Origin of the sequence: Microbacterium sp. Marseille-Q6648, assembly GCF_943181415.1 — a bacterium.
GTDB lineage: Bacteria > Actinomycetota > Actinomycetes > Actinomycetales > Microbacteriaceae > Microbacterium.
Genome location: NZ_CALPBZ010000001.1, coordinates 1336959 through 1352454, shown reverse-complemented (window position 1 = coordinate 1352454; position 15496 = coordinate 1336959). Strand labels below are relative to the sequence as shown.

16 protein-coding genes are annotated in these 15496 nt (G+C 71.1%); 8 read left to right on the top strand and 8 right to left on the bottom strand.

What is annotated here, in order from left to right; genetic code table 11:
- Window positions 1-46 precede the first annotated feature (46 nt).
- Entirely contained in the window at window positions 47-955 is a 909-nt protein-coding gene (locus NFR93_RS06445) for a hypothetical protein (RefSeq protein WP_251451011.1), read from the bottom strand.
- 88 nt (window positions 956-1043) lie between these two features.
- Between NFR93_RS06445 and NFR93_RS06440 the strand changes: the two genes are divergently transcribed.
- Window positions 1044-2495, top strand: coding sequence for a cryptochrome/photolyase family protein (locus tag NFR93_RS06440; protein ID WP_251451009.1), 1452 nt, complete (start codon window positions 1044-1046; stop codon window positions 2493-2495).
- 38 nt (window positions 2496-2533) lie between these two features.
- Here NFR93_RS06440 and NFR93_RS06435 read toward each other — a convergent pair whose 3' ends face one another.
- Window positions 2534-2719: a hypothetical protein gene (locus NFR93_RS06435; RefSeq protein ID WP_251451007.1), complete on the bottom strand. Its 186-nt coding sequence runs from the start codon at window positions 2717-2719 to the stop codon at window positions 2534-2536.
- 216 nt (window positions 2720-2935) lie between these two features.
- On the opposite strand from NFR93_RS06435, the gene NFR93_RS06430 reads away from it, so the two are divergent.
- Together NFR93_RS06430 and NFR93_RS06425 are read left to right on the top strand one after the other, a co-directional pair.
- Entirely contained in the window at window positions 2936-3520 is a 585-nt protein-coding gene (locus NFR93_RS06430) for a PadR family transcriptional regulator (protein WP_251451005.1), read from the top strand.
- A 36-nt stretch (window positions 3521-3556) separates the two neighbouring features.
- Window positions 3557-5248, top strand: a complete 1692-nt coding sequence (locus NFR93_RS06425; protein ID WP_251451003.1) for an ABC1 kinase family protein — start codon at window positions 3557-3559, stop codon at window positions 5246-5248.
- Between the two features lie 35 nt (window positions 5249-5283).
- Here the strand turns inward: NFR93_RS06425 and NFR93_RS06420 are convergent, their stop codons facing one another.
- Both NFR93_RS06420 and NFR93_RS06415 read right to left on the bottom strand, forming a co-directional pair.
- A complete protein-coding gene (locus tag NFR93_RS06420) occupies window positions 5284-5532 on the bottom strand; it encodes a helix-turn-helix domain-containing protein (RefSeq protein WP_251451001.1) in 249 nt (82 codons plus the stop codon).
- Window position 5533: 1 nt separating this feature from the next.
- Window positions 5534-6019 (bottom strand): DUF2975 domain-containing protein, encoded by a 486-nt coding sequence (locus NFR93_RS06415; RefSeq protein WP_251450999.1) that lies wholly within the window; start codon window positions 6017-6019, stop codon window positions 5534-5536.
- Window positions 6020-6103: 84 nt separating this feature from the next.
- Here NFR93_RS06415 and NFR93_RS06410 point away from each other — a divergent pair, with 84 nt between their 5' ends.
- Genes NFR93_RS06410 through NFR93_RS06400 form a run of 3 tightly spaced genes read left to right on the top strand, consistent with a single transcriptional unit; the run spans window position 6104 to window position 8135 of the window.
- Complete coding sequence (locus tag NFR93_RS06410) at window positions 6104-6838, top strand: aminoglycoside 3'-phosphotransferase (RefSeq protein WP_251450997.1); 735 nt, start codon at window positions 6104-6106, stop codon at window positions 6836-6838.
- Between the two features lie 56 nt (window positions 6839-6894).
- Complete coding sequence (locus NFR93_RS06405; protein ID WP_251450995.1) at window positions 6895-7284, top strand: DUF3054 domain-containing protein; 390 nt, start codon at window positions 6895-6897, stop codon at window positions 7282-7284.
- Window positions 7281-8135 carry a phosphotransferase family protein gene (locus tag NFR93_RS06400; RefSeq protein ID WP_251450992.1) on the top strand — a complete coding sequence of 285 codons (855 nt, stop codon included), beginning with the start codon at window positions 7281-7283 and terminating at the stop codon, window positions 8133-8135. Before NFR93_RS06405 ends, NFR93_RS06400 begins: the two co-directional genes overlap by 4 nt.
- 82 nt (window positions 8136-8217) lie before the next feature.
- On the opposite strand, the gene NFR93_RS06395 is transcribed toward NFR93_RS06400, so the two are convergent.
- A complete protein-coding gene (locus NFR93_RS06395) occupies window positions 8218-9858 on the bottom strand; it encodes an IS1096 element passenger TnpR family protein (protein ID WP_251450990.1) in 1641 nt (546 codons plus the stop codon).
- A gap of 182 nt (window positions 9859-10040) precedes the next feature.
- Between NFR93_RS06395 and NFR93_RS06390 the strand changes: the two genes are divergently transcribed.
- Window positions 10041-11327: a M18 family aminopeptidase gene (locus tag NFR93_RS06390; protein ID WP_251450988.1), complete on the top strand. Its 1287-nt coding sequence runs from the start codon at window positions 10041-10043 to the stop codon at window positions 11325-11327.
- A gap of 235 nt (window positions 11328-11562) precedes the next feature.
- Window positions 11563-12906, top strand: a complete 1344-nt coding sequence (locus tag NFR93_RS06385; RefSeq protein WP_251450986.1) for an HNH endonuclease signature motif containing protein — start codon at window positions 11563-11565, stop codon at window positions 12904-12906.
- A gap of 9 nt (window positions 12907-12915) precedes the next feature.
- Here NFR93_RS06385 and NFR93_RS06380 read toward each other — a convergent pair whose 3' ends face one another.
- Genes NFR93_RS06380 through NFR93_RS06370 form a run of 3 tightly spaced genes read right to left on the bottom strand, consistent with a single transcriptional unit; the run spans window position 12916 to window position 15487 of the window.
- Window positions 12916-13497 (bottom strand): DUF2510 domain-containing protein, encoded by a 582-nt coding sequence (locus NFR93_RS06380; protein ID WP_251450984.1) that lies wholly within the window; start codon window positions 13495-13497, stop codon window positions 12916-12918.
- Entirely contained in the window at window positions 13494-14231 is a 738-nt protein-coding gene (locus NFR93_RS06375) for a response regulator (RefSeq protein ID WP_251450982.1), read from the bottom strand. The genes NFR93_RS06380 and NFR93_RS06375 overlap by 4 nt, the downstream gene beginning before the upstream one ends.
- Window positions 14228-15487, bottom strand: coding sequence for a sensor histidine kinase (locus NFR93_RS06370; protein ID WP_251450980.1), 1260 nt, complete (start codon window positions 15485-15487; stop codon window positions 14228-14230). Before NFR93_RS06370 ends, NFR93_RS06375 begins: the two co-directional genes overlap by 4 nt.
- Window positions 15488-15496: the final 9 nt, after the last annotated feature.

Below are 15496 nucleotides of genomic sequence, written 5' to 3'. Positions count from 1 at the left end.
CCACGGTAGCGGGCGCGCGGGGGAGGGCCCGCGCCTTGACGCGGTGCTACCCGGCCGGTATCGCGCGGCGCCGCAGCACGGCACGGATGACCAGCCCGATGGCGGCGACGACGAGCGTCGCGACCACGGGACGCAGGGCGAGCTCGGGGGTCAGCAGCGCCATGCGGAAGACGCCCAGGCCGTAGTCGGCGAGGTCGCCGGGTGAGCGCAGCAGCACGCGGGTTCCCAGGGCGTTCGCGATCCCCGTCACCAGTGCGGGAGCGATCCACACCAAGGCGACCGAGACAAGTGCGGCCAGCACGCGTCCGACGGTGTTGAGACCGGCCCAGGCGATGGCCGCTCCGGTGAGGATCGGGGCGATCCACGGCAGGAGCGGCATCACCGCCGCGAACGCGTCGTCGCCGAGACCACGGCTGAGGACGGCGCCGAGCCACGCGCCGGTCGCGATCGCCGCGACGGCGAGTCCCAGCAGGGCGCCGGCGCGCGGGGCTCGTGCGATGAGGATCGTGACCGTCATCCCGACGAGGACCGACAGGGACGTGCCGACGACCAGGCCTGCGAGGTACAGCGTCGATTCGAGGCGGTCCTGGAGGCCGTCGCGGACGACGAGCGCCGGCTGGACGGTCGCGGTCACCTGGACCAGCAGGATGCCGGCGAGGAGCAGTGTGAGCCCCCACCCGCGCACCCGCAGGGCACGACCGGCGATGCCGGCGAGGGCCGACCCGACCACCAGGTACGCGAAGACCTGGACGACCGTGTACTGGCTGAAGGGGAGGAGCACCACGGGCATCTGCGCGGCGGTCGCGGTCTCGGCCCACAGGTTCTGCAACGGCAGGCGGGCGCCGGTCAGCCACCACGGGGCCAGCGCGATCGCGGCAGCGGCGACACCGAGGGGGAGGAGGGCCCACGCTCCGACTCGAGGGTCGTCCTCGGTCCGCGTCCGGGTTCTGATCACGGCTTCTCCTCGCCTCGTCGCGGGCGGGGCCAGCATAGATCGTGCGCAGCTCGAACCCCCCGCGCACCGCCGGTGCGAGGATGAGGGGATGAAGGCCGCGCTGGTGCTCGCGACGCAGCTGTTCGACCGGCATCCGGCCGAGGACGATCCCGACATCGACATCGACGTCTTCGTCCTCGTCGAGTCGGCGGCGGTGTTCGACCGGCGGCCCTATCACTCGCACAAGATCGTGCTGCTGCTAGCCGGCATGAGGCACGCCGCGGCGCGGCTCGAGGCGGCCGGCCGACGAGTCGTGCGCGTGCCGCTCGGCGACGGGGCGGGATTCGCCGAGGGCCTTCGCGGAGTGCTCCGGCGCGAGCGCGTCGAAGGGCTCGCGTGGATGAGCGCCACCGATCGCGACGTCGATGCCCGCCTTCGCCGCATCTGCGCCGACGAGGGCGTGGCCACGCGCGTGTACGCCGACGAGCTGTTCCTGACCCCGGCGGACGATGTCGACCGGTGGTTCGCCGAGCACCCGGGTGCGCGCATGGAGGACTTCTACCGGTGGCAGCGCCGTCGCACCGGCATCCTGATGGACGGATCGAGCCCCGTGGGCCGCCGCTGGAACTTCGACGCCGACAACCGCGAGCCGCTGCCTCGGACCGGGGTCGTCGTCCCGGCGCTTCCCGAGGTGCCGCGCGACGAGATCGTGCGCGGCGCGATCGCCGAGACCCGGGCGACGTTCGGCGACCACCCGGGCGACCCCGAGGACTTCTGGCTGCCGGTGACACCCGAGCAGGCGCGATCATGGCTCACGGTGTTCGTCCGCGACCGGCTCGCGTCGTTCGGGCGGTACGAGGACGCCATGAAGGCCGACGAGCCGTTCCTGTTCCATTCGGTCCTGAGCCCGCTGCTCAACGTCGGGCTGCTGCGCGTGGACGAGGTGGTGGATGCCGCCACCGCCCACGCCGGGGACGTCCCGCTCGCCTCGCTCGAGGGGTTCATCCGCCAGATCATCGGGTGGCGCGAGTACATGCGCGGCGCGTACCGTGCGTGGCCCGCGCTCGCCGGAGCCAACCACTTCGCCCTCGCGCGTCAGCTGGAACCGTGGTGGTACACCGGACAGGGGATCCCCGACGAGGTGCCCGTCCCGGTCAGGACCGTGCTCGAGCGCGTGCACCGCTGGGGGTACGCGCATCACATCGAGCGGCTCATGGTGCTGGGCAACTGGTTCCTGCTGCAGGGCTACGACCCGCGCGAGGTGTTCGACTGGTACAGCGCGCTGTTCGTCGACGCGTACGAATGGGTGATGGTCCCCAACGTGCAGGGCATGAGCCAGTACGCCGACGGCGGGCGGGTGGCGACGAAGCCCTACATCTCGGGCGGTGCCTACCTGCAGAAGATGGGTTCGTGGTGGAGGTCGGCGCAGGAGGCGCGGAATTCGGTCTTCACCGACGCGTACTGGAGATTCCTCGACGAGCACGAGGACGCGCTCGTGGGCAACCCCCGGCTCACGATGCCCCTGGCGCAGATGCGACGGCGGCGCGAGCAGGAGGGATGACGTCGACGGGGTCGTCGCCCGTCGACGTCACTCCGTCGTCAGATCGACGGTTCGTCGGGGCTCGGTGCGAGAGGCTCCGAGGGCGACGGCGCCGATGGCTCGTCGGGGGAGGGGGCGAGCGGCTCTTCGGGCTCGGGGACGATCGGCTGGCTCGACTCCGGCTCCACGCCTTCGTATCCGGTGGAGTCGGGGGCGTCGGGCGAATCGCTGGGAAGGTGGCTCATGATGCTCCTCGATCGCGGTGGTGATGGGTGGTTCCAGCCTGCGCGCGTCGGGCTCGCGTCATCACCCCCTTGACCGGGGGCGCCCCGGCACGATATCCCCTCGCGGCTGCTGGGAACGCGGTGTGAAAGAGAGCGAATGCCTTGTGTCGCGGCATCCCGAACGATATATCGGTAACTATCGCTTGCGTTGTGCGGGCGGATCGCGAGGAGGACATCATGAACGCATCGGACACCGGCAACCTGTTCGGTCCGCGGCACCGGGGCGCGGGGCGACCCGGCGGGGCGAGCGGATTCCCCGGAGCGGGCCTGTGGGAGGCCATGGACCAGCTGTGGGGCGGTTTCGAGCAGAAGCTCACGGGACGGATGGGTCGCGGCGACGTCCGCTCCGCCGTCCTGTCGCTGCTCAAGGAGCAGCCCATGCACGGGTACCAGATCATCCACGAGATCGAGCAGCGCAGCGACGGCATGTGGAAGCCGAGCCCCGGCTCGGTGTACCCGACCCTGCAGATGCTCGCCGATGAGGGTCTGATCGTCGCGGAGGAGGCGGCGGGGAAGAAGACCTACTCGCTCACCGAGGCCGGTCGCGCCGAGGCGGAGCAGGCCGAAGACGGTTCGGCGCCGTGGGAGATGCCGGGAATGCGCGAGGCATCGCGCGCGACCGCGTTGCCGAAGTCCGGGGCGAAGCTCGCCCAGGCGGCCGCGCAGGTGGCGAAGGCGGGCTCGCCCGAGCAGGTGGCCGAGGCTGTGGCGGTGCTGGACGAGGCGCGGCGTAAGCTCTACTCCATCCTCGCCCAGGGCTGAGGGATGCCGTCGGAACGTCGGCATCAGGGAGATTCGATGTCCGACGCCGACGGTTCCCGCGCGCGCTATCGCCGCATCATGCGCTTCGCGATGCGCTACATGGCGCAGGCGTGGTGGTACGAGCTGTTCCTGCCCCGCATCGGACTGGAGCGCTTCTCGGCCCTCGGTCGTCGACGCCGCCTGCAGGGGATCGCCCGCAACTTCCACGGCCTCGCACTCGGCCTCGGCGGTCTCATGATCAAAGTCGGCCAGTTCATGTCGTCGCGACTGGACGTCCTCCCGCCCGAGATCACGAAGGAGCTCGAGGGGCTGCAGGACGAAGTCCCGCCCGTCGACTTCGCGGCCATCCGCGCGCACGCCGAGAGCGAGCTCGGGATGCCGCTCGATCGCGCCTTCGCCTTCGTCGACCCGGTGCCCCTTGCAGCCGCGTCGCTCGGTCAGGCCCACCGCGCGCGCCTGCTGCCCGCCGACGCCGCCGACGCCGGATTCGCCGACGCCGTCGTCAAGGTGCAGCGACCGGGAATCGACCGCATCGTCGACGTCGACCTGGCGGCACTGCGGAAGGTGGCCGGATGGCTCCATCGCGTGCACGTCATCCGTCAGCACGTGGACCTGCCGACCCTCATCGAGGAGTTCGCGGTCACGAGCATGGAGGAGATCGACTACCTGCACGAGGCGCGCAACGCCGAGCTGTTCGACGCGAACTTCGCCGGGGACGGCAGAGTGGCGGTGCCCGATGTCGCGTGGGAGCGGACCACGCGGCGCGTGCTGACGCTCGAGGACGTCACCGCCATCAAGATCAACGACATCGACGCGCTGCGAGCGGCGGGGATCGACCCGGGCGAGGTCGCCACGGCGTTCGCCAATGTGATGTTCGACCAGCTCTTCGTCGATGGGTACTTCCACGCCGACCCGCATCCCGGCAACATCTTCGTGACACCGGTGCCGGATGCCGCGCCCGGCGCCGCGGGATGGCGCTTCAGCTTCGTCGATTTCGGCATGATGGGCGAGGTTCCCGACCGCCTCCGTCACGGTCTGCAGCGCCTGATCATCGCGGTGGCCGCGCGCAACAGCCGGCAGATGGTCGAGGGCATCCGAGATGTGGGGGTGCTGCTGCCCACCGCGGACGCCGCGGAACTCGAACGAGCGCTCTCCGCGCTGTTCGCCCGGTTCGGAGGGATGGGCTTCGCCGAGCTGCAGCGGGTCGACCCGCGCGAGTTCCGGGACTTCGCCACGGAGTTCGGCGACGTCGTGCGGTCGCTGCCGTTCCAGCTGCCCGAGAACTTCCTCCTCATCATCCGCGCCGTCTCGCTCACCTCCGGCATGTGCAGCTCACTGCAGCCGGAGTTCAACATGTGGGATGCGGTGGAGCCGTACGCTCAGCAGCTCATCCGCGACGAGCGCGGCAGCTTCGTGCAGTCGATCGGCCGCGAGGCGGTGTCGTTCGCGGGCGTCGCCGCTCGCCTTCCCCGCCGGCTCGACGACGTGGTGTCGCGAGTGGAGGAGGGGCGCCTGCAGGTCGACACCCCGCGATTGGATCAGCGGCTGCGCGGGCTGGAGCGCATGAGCCGCCGCGTCGTCTCCGCCGTGCTGTTCGCGGGACTCCTCATCGGCGGTGCGGTGCTGCGGCCCGAGGAGCCCGTGACCGGCACGGTGATGATGGCGGCCTCGGTGCCGCCGCTGCTCCACGCCCTGTTCGCCGGGTTCGCCGGACGCCCGCGAGGATGACCGAGAGCCGCGCGTGCGGTGCGGGTGCGGTGCGGTCAGTCGGCCGTCGGCGTGGCGCGCTCGGGGCTGCGGTCGGCGTCGGCGGGCTCCCAGCGCAGGACGTCGCCGGGCTGGCACTGCAGCACTTCGCAGATGGCGTCGAGGGTCGTGAAGCGCACCGCCTTGGCGCGGCCGTTCTTGAGCACCGCGAGATTGGCCGGGGTGATGCCGATCCGATCGGCGAGGGCGCCGACCGACATCTTGCGGCGGGCGAGCATGACGTCGACGTCGACGACGATCGGCATGTCAGATCACCTCGTCGAGTTCGCTGCGAAGGGTGCGAGCCTCGTTGTCGCGCTCGATCGCCTGGCGCAGGAGGGCCTTCATGACCACGACGAGCAGGGCCATCCCGCCCAGGACGAGCGCGGCGCCGCAGATGAGGCCGACGACTCCCGGTGCGACGTCCCCGGGAGCCAGGAGCACGGCGAGGGCGAAGGTGAGGACGGCTGCGGTCGCGATCGACCCGATGATCACGTCGACGTAGCGGAACGTCGAGACCGAGAACACCGACCCGTGGCTCACCCGCGTGAGCAGTTGCCATACGCAGATCGCGAAGACCTGCATCGTGGCCACGCCCAGGACGGCGATGGTGACGAACGCGATCCGGCCCCACAGCGCCTCACCCTCGAGGTCGTACCAGAGCAGGGGGACGATGACGGTCTGCACCAGGAGCGATCCGAGAACGGCGAGCACGATGATGATGCGAAGGGTGAGGATGGTGGCTTTGCCCATGGCGACTCCTATCGAAGAACGTGTGCAATCTATCGTTATTCGATAGTTTGGGCAAGATGGCCGCCCGTTGGGCAGGATGAATGGATGAGTATCCCCGCCGCCGGCGCCCCGGTTCCCGCACGCGTGCGAGAACTCGCCGCAGGCGCGACGCTCGAGCCGGTATGGCGCAATGAGCTCGGCGGCGTCACCTTCCGCGCCGAGGGTCGCGACGGCATCCGCTTCATCAAGCACGGCCCGAAGAACCTCGAGACCACGAGCGCGGGCGAGGCTGAGCGTCTGTCGTGGGCACGGGAGTACACGCCCGTCCCGCGCGTGGTCGGGGCCGGCGCTGACGAGACCCACGAATGGCTGGTGACGGTGGCCTTGCCCGGCGCGAGTGCCGTCGCTCCGCGGTGGGTCCGAGACCCGGCCACCGCAGTGCGGGCGATCGGACGCGGTCTTCGCGCGTTCCACGATCGGATGCCGGTAGCGCAGTGTCCGTTCGACTGGCGGGTCTCGGCGCGGACGGCGGCGGCGGAGGTCCGCGGCATCCGTGTGCCGGACGACCTGCGCGTTCCTCCCGCGGAAGATCGCCTCGTGGTGTGTCACGGCGATGCGTGTGCGCCGAACACCCTCATTGCCGACGACGGTTCGTGGGCGGGGCACGTCGACCTGGGTGCGCTGGGGGTCGGCGACCTCTGGGCCGACCTCGCCGTGGCCGCCATGAGCACGGTCTGGAACTACGGCCCGGGGTGGGAGGAGGCGGTCGTCGACGCCTACGGCGTGCCGATGGACGCCGAGCGGATGACCTACTACCAGCGATTGTGGAACGCCACGTGATGCGGCTCGACCCGGCAGCCCGGGGGGCTGACCCACGCGCGGGATCGCCCTCCTCCGTGCGGACGATCGCGGGGGCGTATGTCGCTGACGTCGCCCTGGTGACGCTCTTCGCGGCGACCGGTCGGGCCAGCCACCGGGAGGACGTGATCGGCGGGCTGATGGTCACCGCCTGGCCGTTCGCCGTCGCACTGACGGTCGGGTGGCTCGTCACGCGAGCGTGGCGGCATCCGTTCGCGCCCCTGCGCACGGGGGCCATGCTGTGGGTCGTGACGGTCGCGGGCGGCATGCTGCTGCGCGTCGTGAGCGACCAGGGCGTGCAAGCGGCCTTCGTGACGGTTGCGGCGACCGTGCTCGGTGCTCTTCTCATCGGGTGGCGCGCGGTGGCCACGCTCGTCGTACGTCGACGTCGACGCCGCGGTTCGCGCCGGTCGGTCGGTCGTCGATGACGTGGGACGGCGGGCTGCTGGCTCCCGCACAGTCGGCGGTCGTTCGCGGGTGGCTCGGTGCGCCGACCCTCATCGAGGATCATTCCTGGGGACTGGTCGACACCGTGGTGCTGCACGTCCGCGCCTCGGACGGCAGTGACGTCATCGTGAAGGCGGGAGGGCGCGACAACCACCACATCCGCCGCGAGATCCGTGCGCACGCGCGGTGGACCGCACCGCTGGTCGCGCTGGGCCGCACCGGACGGATGCGCCACGCGAGCGACGAGGCGAATGCGCTCGTGCTCGACCGGCTGCCCGGCGTGCTCGTCGAGGGGGCGGCATCCGAACACGACGTCGCGCTGCACGTGCAGGCCGGTGCGGTGCTGCGCGCCCTGCACGACCAGGAACGTCACGTCGACGACGCGGACGAATGCCACGTCACCGCGAAGGCCCGGGCGTGGCTGGACCGTGAGCACCGCATCGCCCCCGCGCTCGAGAAGACCGTGCGGCGCCTGCTGGAGGGATACCGGCCGCGTGCGGTGGAGGTGGTCCCGACCCACGGCGACTACCACCCGCGCAATTGGCTGGACGACGGCGGGGAACTCCGCGTCATCGACTTCGGTCGATTCGATCTGCGCCCCGCCGCCACCGACCTGTGTCGCCTGGCCACCGGCCAGTGGCGTCGCGACACGCGCCTGGAACGGGCGTTCCTCGAGGCGTACGGTGAAGATCCGCGGGATGGCGATGTGTGGCGCATGGACCTTCTGCGCGAGGCCGTCAGCACGGCGGTATGGGCGTATCTCGTCGGCGATCGCGCTTTCGAGCAAGAGGGACATCGGATGCTCGACGAGGCGGTGGGCCTGTTCCGATGAGCGTAGATCCCCATGGCCGCACGGATCCGGCCAAGCTGCGCACGATCCTGCGGCAACCGGTCCGCTGAGGCGCGGCCCGTCGTCACCAGAGCCCGCCGCCGGGACCACCGCCGTGTCCGCGGCGAGGTGCGGTGCGGGGGCGCAGCGCCGCGCGTGCGAACTCGCGCAGAGTGGACGAGACCAGCCATGAGCCGTCGTCTGCGCGCTCCAGCCCGAGCAGATGCAGCACACCGATGAGCTCGTCGGCCTCGCGCAGCATGACGGCCTGCGCTTCGTCGGCAGAGACGACGGAGTCCGTCGACGCCCGCCGTAGCGCGCCCGCTCGCCACGTCGGGGGGCTGTCGAGGTCGACCCAATCCGCTCGAACCGCGGCGCTGCGCAGATCGCCGTACTCCGCGAGTGACGCGACAGTTCGTGCGCCCTCCGTCGACGCCGCGGTGGCGGCATCCTGGATCGCCTGTGCGACGACGTCGTGCCAGGTCGAGCCGTCGATGGGCGGGCAGTCGCACCGCGCGTCGCAGTCGTCGTCCGCGTCGCTGTACCCGCGGTTCCCGTACGGTCCCCACGCGCCGCGGTCGTGGCGCCCGGCCAAGACGAGGGTGCGTGCGACGCGATCGAGTCCGATGGCGGGGTCGGAGAGGCTGCCGTCCGCGATGGCCAGCAGGAGCAGGTCGGCGGCGCGCCACCCGGCGCCGCACAGCCGCAGGCTCTCGGCGAGAAGCGACCACAGCTCGGTGGCCGAACCCGACGCGGACAGGAAGGACTTCTTCACCACGAGCCGTCGGCTGCGCACGTACATCAGGCGCATCCTGCGAGCGGCGGCGAAGAGCGCCCGCACGTGCGCCTCGGTGCACGACAGCGCTGCCGAGCCCTCCCGCACCGCGTCGGGGTCGACCGCGCCGTCGATCATCGGGATGCCGGTTGCGCCGGCGCGGCCGAGGACCCACCGGAACCCTCGCGTGAGCCGTTCCGCTTCGTCCTCCGTGACCACGGGCGGAAGGTGCAGCCCGGCGTCGTCGATGTGCGCGCGCATGCCCGGTCTGGCGAGGCGGGGGAGCGCCTGCACGACGTGGTCGAGCGCCGTCGGAACGACCTGCTCGGCGGGAACCAGGCCGGTGAGTGCGGCGTCGATGCGGCGCTGCGCCGCGACGAGGTCGACGACGTCGGGAGCGTACGAGCCCCACGGGCCGACCGTCCAGGCCAGCCGCTCCCGCAGATCGCCGTGGAGCGCGTGGGACGGATCGGCGAGTATGCCCAGGAGGACCTCGCGCTCGAACGGGCCTCGCGAGCAGGCGAACGGTTCGATCCCCTCGCCCTCTGCGACCCGGAACGGGCCCGTCGAGGCGGCGACGATGTCGCTCACGCCCGACTCGATCGCCACCGCCCAATCGCTGTTGCACGTGTGGGCGAAGACGATCGACTCGTCGCGGAAGACGTGGGCGACCCTCGCCGTGGACTCATCGACGACCGTCGGGTCGCGGAAGTCGATCATCGTCCACCGGTCGCCCCAGCGCCGGCGCTGCGGCGACCACCCCGCATGGTCGAGGTCCTCGGCGAAGACGTGGTGGCGGCACTCCGGTCCACCGAAGAGCGCCCGCGTGCCCTCTTTGAGAGTGGCGAGGGTGAGCTCGCGGTCGACCCACGCCTCACGCCACACGGCCGGGCCGGTGCCGAGAAGGGTGAAGCGGAGCTTGACGACGTGTCGGAGGTCGGGGTTGCGCATGCAGCGACGGTAGGGAGTCCGCCGAGGCGGGTCGACGCACGCAGCCGAGGCTGTGGACAGACGCCGGCGGGCTGCCGCTGGGGAGGAGCCGGTGCAGCCCCGGCTCGCGATCGGTGCGCGAACGGGCTGTCGCGGCATCCGCCTACGATCGAAGCACCGCCTCACGCCTCAGGAGTCCGCCCGTGTCTGCCGCTTCCCCCTCACTCGACCACGCCGCCGACCTCGCGGCGTTCGTCGACGCGTCGCCCTCCAGCTTCCATGCCGCCGCGGAGGTCGCCTCCCGGCTCGAGCAGGCGGGTTTCGTGCGCCTGGCCGAAGGCGAGGCCTGGCCTTCGGCCGCCGGCGGGCGATTCGTGGTGGTGCGCGACGGGGCCGTCATCGCGTGGGTGGCCCCCGCTTCGGCGACGGCGGCGACCGGGGTCCGCATCTTCGGTGCCCACAGCGACTCACCGGGCTTCAAGCTGAAGCCGAAGCCCACGACGGGTCGACTCGGGTGGCTGCAGGCGGGTGTCGAGATCTACGGGGGACCGCTGCTCAACTCGTGGCTCGACCGCGAGCTGCGCCTCGCCGGCCGACTGGTGCTCGACGACGGAACGATGGCGCTCGCCGCGACCGGGCCGCTCCTGCGGCTGCCCCAGTTGGCGATCCATCTGGATCGCGAGGCCAACGACCACCTCGCGCTGCACAAGCAGGCGCAGACCCAGCCGGTGTGGGGCCTCGGCGAGGCCGACTCCGCCGATCTGCTGGGAGAGCTCGCCTCGGCTGCCGGTGTCGACGCGTCGCGCATCCGCGGATACGACATCGTCACGGCGGATGCTGCGCGCGGGGCCGTCTTCGGGCGGGACGACGTGTTCTTCGCCGCGGGCCGCCTGGATGACCTCGCCTCGGTGCACGCCGGGGTCGTCGCGCTGGAGCGGGCCGCCGGCAGCGGCGACGCCGAGCACATCGCCATGCTGGCGGTCTTCGATCACGAAGAGGTCGGCTCCGCGACGCGGTCGGGGGCGGCCGGACCGTTCCTGGCCGACGTGCTCGAGCGGGTGTGGCTGTCGCTCGGCGCCGACCGCGAAGAGCAGCTGCGCTCGCTCGGCTCGTCGTGGTGCGCCTCGAGCGATGTCGGACACTCCGTGCATCCGAACTATCCCGACAAGCACGATCCGGTGGTCCAGCCTGTTCTCGGCTCCGGCCCGATCCTGAAGATCAATGCCAATCAGCGCTACGCGACGGATGCCGAGGGTGCCGCTGCCTGGAACGCCTGGTGCCAGGCGGCGGGCGTGTCGACGCAGGAGTTCGTTTCGAACAACGCGGTGCCGTGCGGGTCGACGATCGGGCCGATCACCGCGACGCGCCTGGGCATCCGCACGGTGGATGTCGGCATCCCGATCCTGTCGATGCACTCCGCTCGGGAGCTGGCGGGTGTCAGTGACCTCTGGGACCTGACGCGTGTGGCGGAGGCGTTCTTCTCGGCGTGAGCAGACGCGGGTGGGGTGGTGGTTCTCGTCGGAGTGGCCTCGCGGCCGCCGGGTGCGGAGTCCGCGGCCACGCGACGTCACGACGGCGATGTCGGAGGTGTGTTCTAGCGTTGATGCTATGACATTCGATGATGCGTTCGATTCAGAGAGTCCGCCTGCGTCCGCGGATCCGCCGGATCCGGTCGGCCCCGCCGCGGGGAACCCGTCACCTCGGACAGGGGTGGCCGGTGCCGGGATGTGGCCTCTTCCCGACGAGGCGTGGTTCGACTCCGATCCGTCGGGGCTCGGCCCGGATGAGGATCAGTGGTGGGATATGGTCGCGGCCAGCGAGTTCGTGCCCGAACCGCCCGACGAGCTCGAGGTGGTGCGAGGACTGTCGACACTGCTCGCTTCGTACGCCGCCGATCGCTTCCGGGCCGTCCATGCCCTCTGCATGGAGTGGCGGGAGGATGCCGCTCGGCACGGCCGCGAACTGACGGACGTCGTGGATCGTGCGCTGCGGCTCGAGCTGGCAGCCGGCCTCGGCATCACGGAGCACGCCGCAGCGGACCTGATGACCCTCGCGGAGGCGGTGGTGGCGACCTTCCCGAGCGTCGGGGAGTCCTTGTCGAAGGCGCGGATCACCGAGCAGCACGCGAGGGTGTTCGTGTCGTTGATGTCTCCGCTCGAGCCCGCGATCTCGGCCGGCCTGGCGAAGGAGGCGCTGGCGCTGGCCGAGGCGCACCCGGTCGGTGTGTTCCGCCGTCTGCTGCGGGCGCTGATCGACCGGACACGGGTGCAGACGGTGCCGGAACGGTTCCACGCCGCCCTGCAGGCGCGCCGTGTCTACACCGAATCGGGCGCTGACGGGATGGCCTGGCTGCACCTCTACGCTCCCGAGGTCGAGGTGCACGCCGTGTTCGGTCGGATCACCCGCACCGGTAAGGCCGTGCGCAAGAGCGTGCCCGACGATCCCCGCTCGCTGGATCAGGTGCGGGCCGACGTCGCGCTGGATCTGCTGATCGATGGTGACACCACCGTGCTGCCGGTAGCCGCGCGGGGGATCCGCCCCCAGGTCGTCGTGACCGTCCCGGTGCTGTCCCTGCTGGACGACCGGAGCGCAGCCGCCGGGGATCCGGCGGTGGTGGAAGGAGTCGGGCCGATACCGATCGCCCGGGCGCGGGAGCTGTGCGGTTCGGCCTCATCGTGGATGCGGGTACTGACCCACCCCGAGACCGGAATGGTGCTGTCGGTCGGACGGGACAGCTACGAGCCTCCGGCGGCGCTGCGGAGGCTGGTGATGTGGCGAGCGGATCGGTGTGTGGCCCCGGGGTGCAGCTTGCCCGCCTCGAGATGCGATGTGGACCACACGATCGCGTTCTCGGACGGAGGTGAGACGTCGATCGGCAATCTCGCCCCGATCTGCCGCGGGCACCATATGGTCAAGCATCACGGGGGATGGAGCGTCACGCAGCACCCTGGTGGGGTCATCGAATGGGTTTCGCCGTCCGGGCGCAGCTATCTCGTCGAGCCCGAGCGGCGGGTTCCCACCTTCCGGCCCGAACCCGAGCCCGAAGAGGCGACGCCCGCGCCCTTCTGACACACACGTTCAGCCGAATCGGTAGTGGGCAGAGCTCGCGTTCACCCACGCCACGAAGTCCCGCGCCTGCGCCTCCTGACCTGCGCTGACCGGCGCGACCCACGTCTGCGCCGGCGCGCTCACGACGACATACGACTGCGACCGGGCGATGACGCGGTTGAGGGTGCGCGGGGTGATCAGTCCCGCAGGTCCGAGTAGGCGACGGGCGACGGCCGTGCGGGTGAAAGCGGGACGCCTGAGCAGCGCATCCCCCGATTCGTGCGACGCCTGAACCTCACCCACCCGCTGGCTGGCTTCGCCGAAGTGGATCCACCGGCCGTCGATGACGATGCCGGAGAATTCCCGCTCTTCACCGCTGTAACGGACTGCGTCCGTCCACTGGCGCCCGTTCCACCACCGCGAGCGCCCGTGCTGGTCGTCGTACCACCCCGCCTGCGCGGCGGCGACGGACGGGGGGCCCGCATCCGTGTGAAGGTCGATGGTCTGCTCGCGAAGGTCGATGTACTGCTCGGTCCAGCGCGCGCCATCCCACCAGCGCTGCTTTCCTGTGCCGTCGTCGTACCACCCCGGAGCGGCCCCGGTACCCGTCATGCTCCTCCCCCCGCTCGCCGATACAGCACCTCGGGGCGACCGCGGGCGCCGAATCGGTGCGAGACCGTCACGGCTCCGATGGCGACGAGGTGATCCAGATACCGCCGCACCGTCGCCCGGGACGCACCGGTGTCGTCGCTGATCGCGCGCGCGCTCGTCGGCGCAACCGTGTCGAGACGGTCCAGCACCGTCCGCATCGTGGAGGCGGACAGGCCTTTCGGCAGAGGGTCGATCCCGCCGCCCCAGGCTCCGGTGGACGTGGATATCGCCCCCGTGGACGGCGCCACAAGGCGATCGATCTCGCCCTGTCCGAGCCCGACCGTGGTTTCGGCGGCGGCCTCGGTGATGCGTCGGGCGCGCGCCGTGTGATACTCGGTCAGGCGGGCGACGAAGGCGTCCTTCGTGAAGGGCTTCACGAGATACCCCACGACGTGCGCCGCCAGTGCTTGGCGGACGGTGAAGCCGTCGCGCGCGGAGCTGATGACCAGGACGTCCACGTCCCATTCGCGCACCATCCGCAAGCGGTGAAGCACCTCGATCCCGCTGAAGTCGGGCAGGTTCATGTCCAGCAGAACAAGGTCCACGGTGTTGTCCGCGGCGAATCGCGCGGCAGCAGCCCCTGTGCGAGCGGCTCCGACCAGATCGAAGCCGGGAACCGCCGCAAGATACGTCGAGTGCAGGCGCACGACGGCGGGGTCGTCGTCGACGATCAGGGTGCGAACGCGCGGGATCACGACACCACCCGCCCCTTGCTGGGGGCGTCCACCGTGAAGCGGGCACCGCCCCATTCCGACTGCCCGACCTCGATGGTGCCTCCACGAGCGGAGACCTCGCGGCGCACGATGTCGAGTCCCACCCCGCGTTCCCCGGCGGCTCCCTTGGATGAAGCGCCGCGTTCGAACAGGCCGGCGGCGGAGCCCGGAGCGACGCCGGGTCCGTCGTCTCCGACGTCGACGTGCACGGTGCTCCCGTCCGCGACGACGAGTACGCGGACCCGCCCGCCTTCTCCTGTGGCCTCGACGGCGTTGCGGCACAGGTTCGCGATCACCACCATGTCCTCGTCGACCAGCGCCCCGGTCGTCACCGTGGTGAGCGGATCCACCTCGAACGTCGCACCCCGGGCGGCGGCATCGTCGGCGAGCGAGCGCAACAGCGCCCGCAACGCCGCATCCGGCACGTCGATCGCCGCATCGGCGGCGGTGGTCACCGGCGCGATGCGGTCCACGTAAGCCAGCGCCTCGTCGGCGGCGCCCTCGGCGACCAGTCCCCGCACCACATGGATGCGCGTGCGGAACTCGTGCGTCTGATCCCTCAGCGCATCCGCGATCCGCCGCTGGGTCTCGAATTCGCGGGCCCGATCCTCGAGTCGGCGCACCCGCCGCCGGAGGAACCAGATGACCACGGCGCTGATCGAGCATCCCACCACGACCGCGCCGAGCACCCAGGGCACGAGACCTGCGACCGCGCTCTCGACCGCTCCGGCGATCTCGCTCTCCAGGATCCCCACGGATGCCGCACCCACGACGTCCCCATCCACGACCACCGGCACCTTCGCCCGCAGAGTCGCCCCGAGGGTGCCGACCTCGGTGCCGACGAACGTCTCACCGGCGAGCACGTCGGTGGCGTCCGTCGAGACGGGGCGTCCCCGCTCGGAAGGAGTCGGATGGGTGAGACGGATGCCGTTCGCGTCGGTGATCACGACATAGTCCACGCCCGCGGCCTGTTCGATGAGATCCGCCAGCGGCTGCAGATCGGCCATCGCCGCCACCCGCTCGGTCTGCACCGCGGTCCGCACCTGCTCGAGTTCGGCGAGGCTCTGCGACACGTCGAGGACGCGTTCGGCGGTCGCGGTGCGCAGCGTGCGCTCCTGCACCGCGGCGGCCACCGCCGTGGTCACGGCCACGCAGGCGAGCACCACGAGGCACTGCACCACGAGCACCAGCGCCAGGCGCGTCGGCGCCTGAGGGGAGTGCCCGCTCGAGGTCGTCATCGGCTCCTC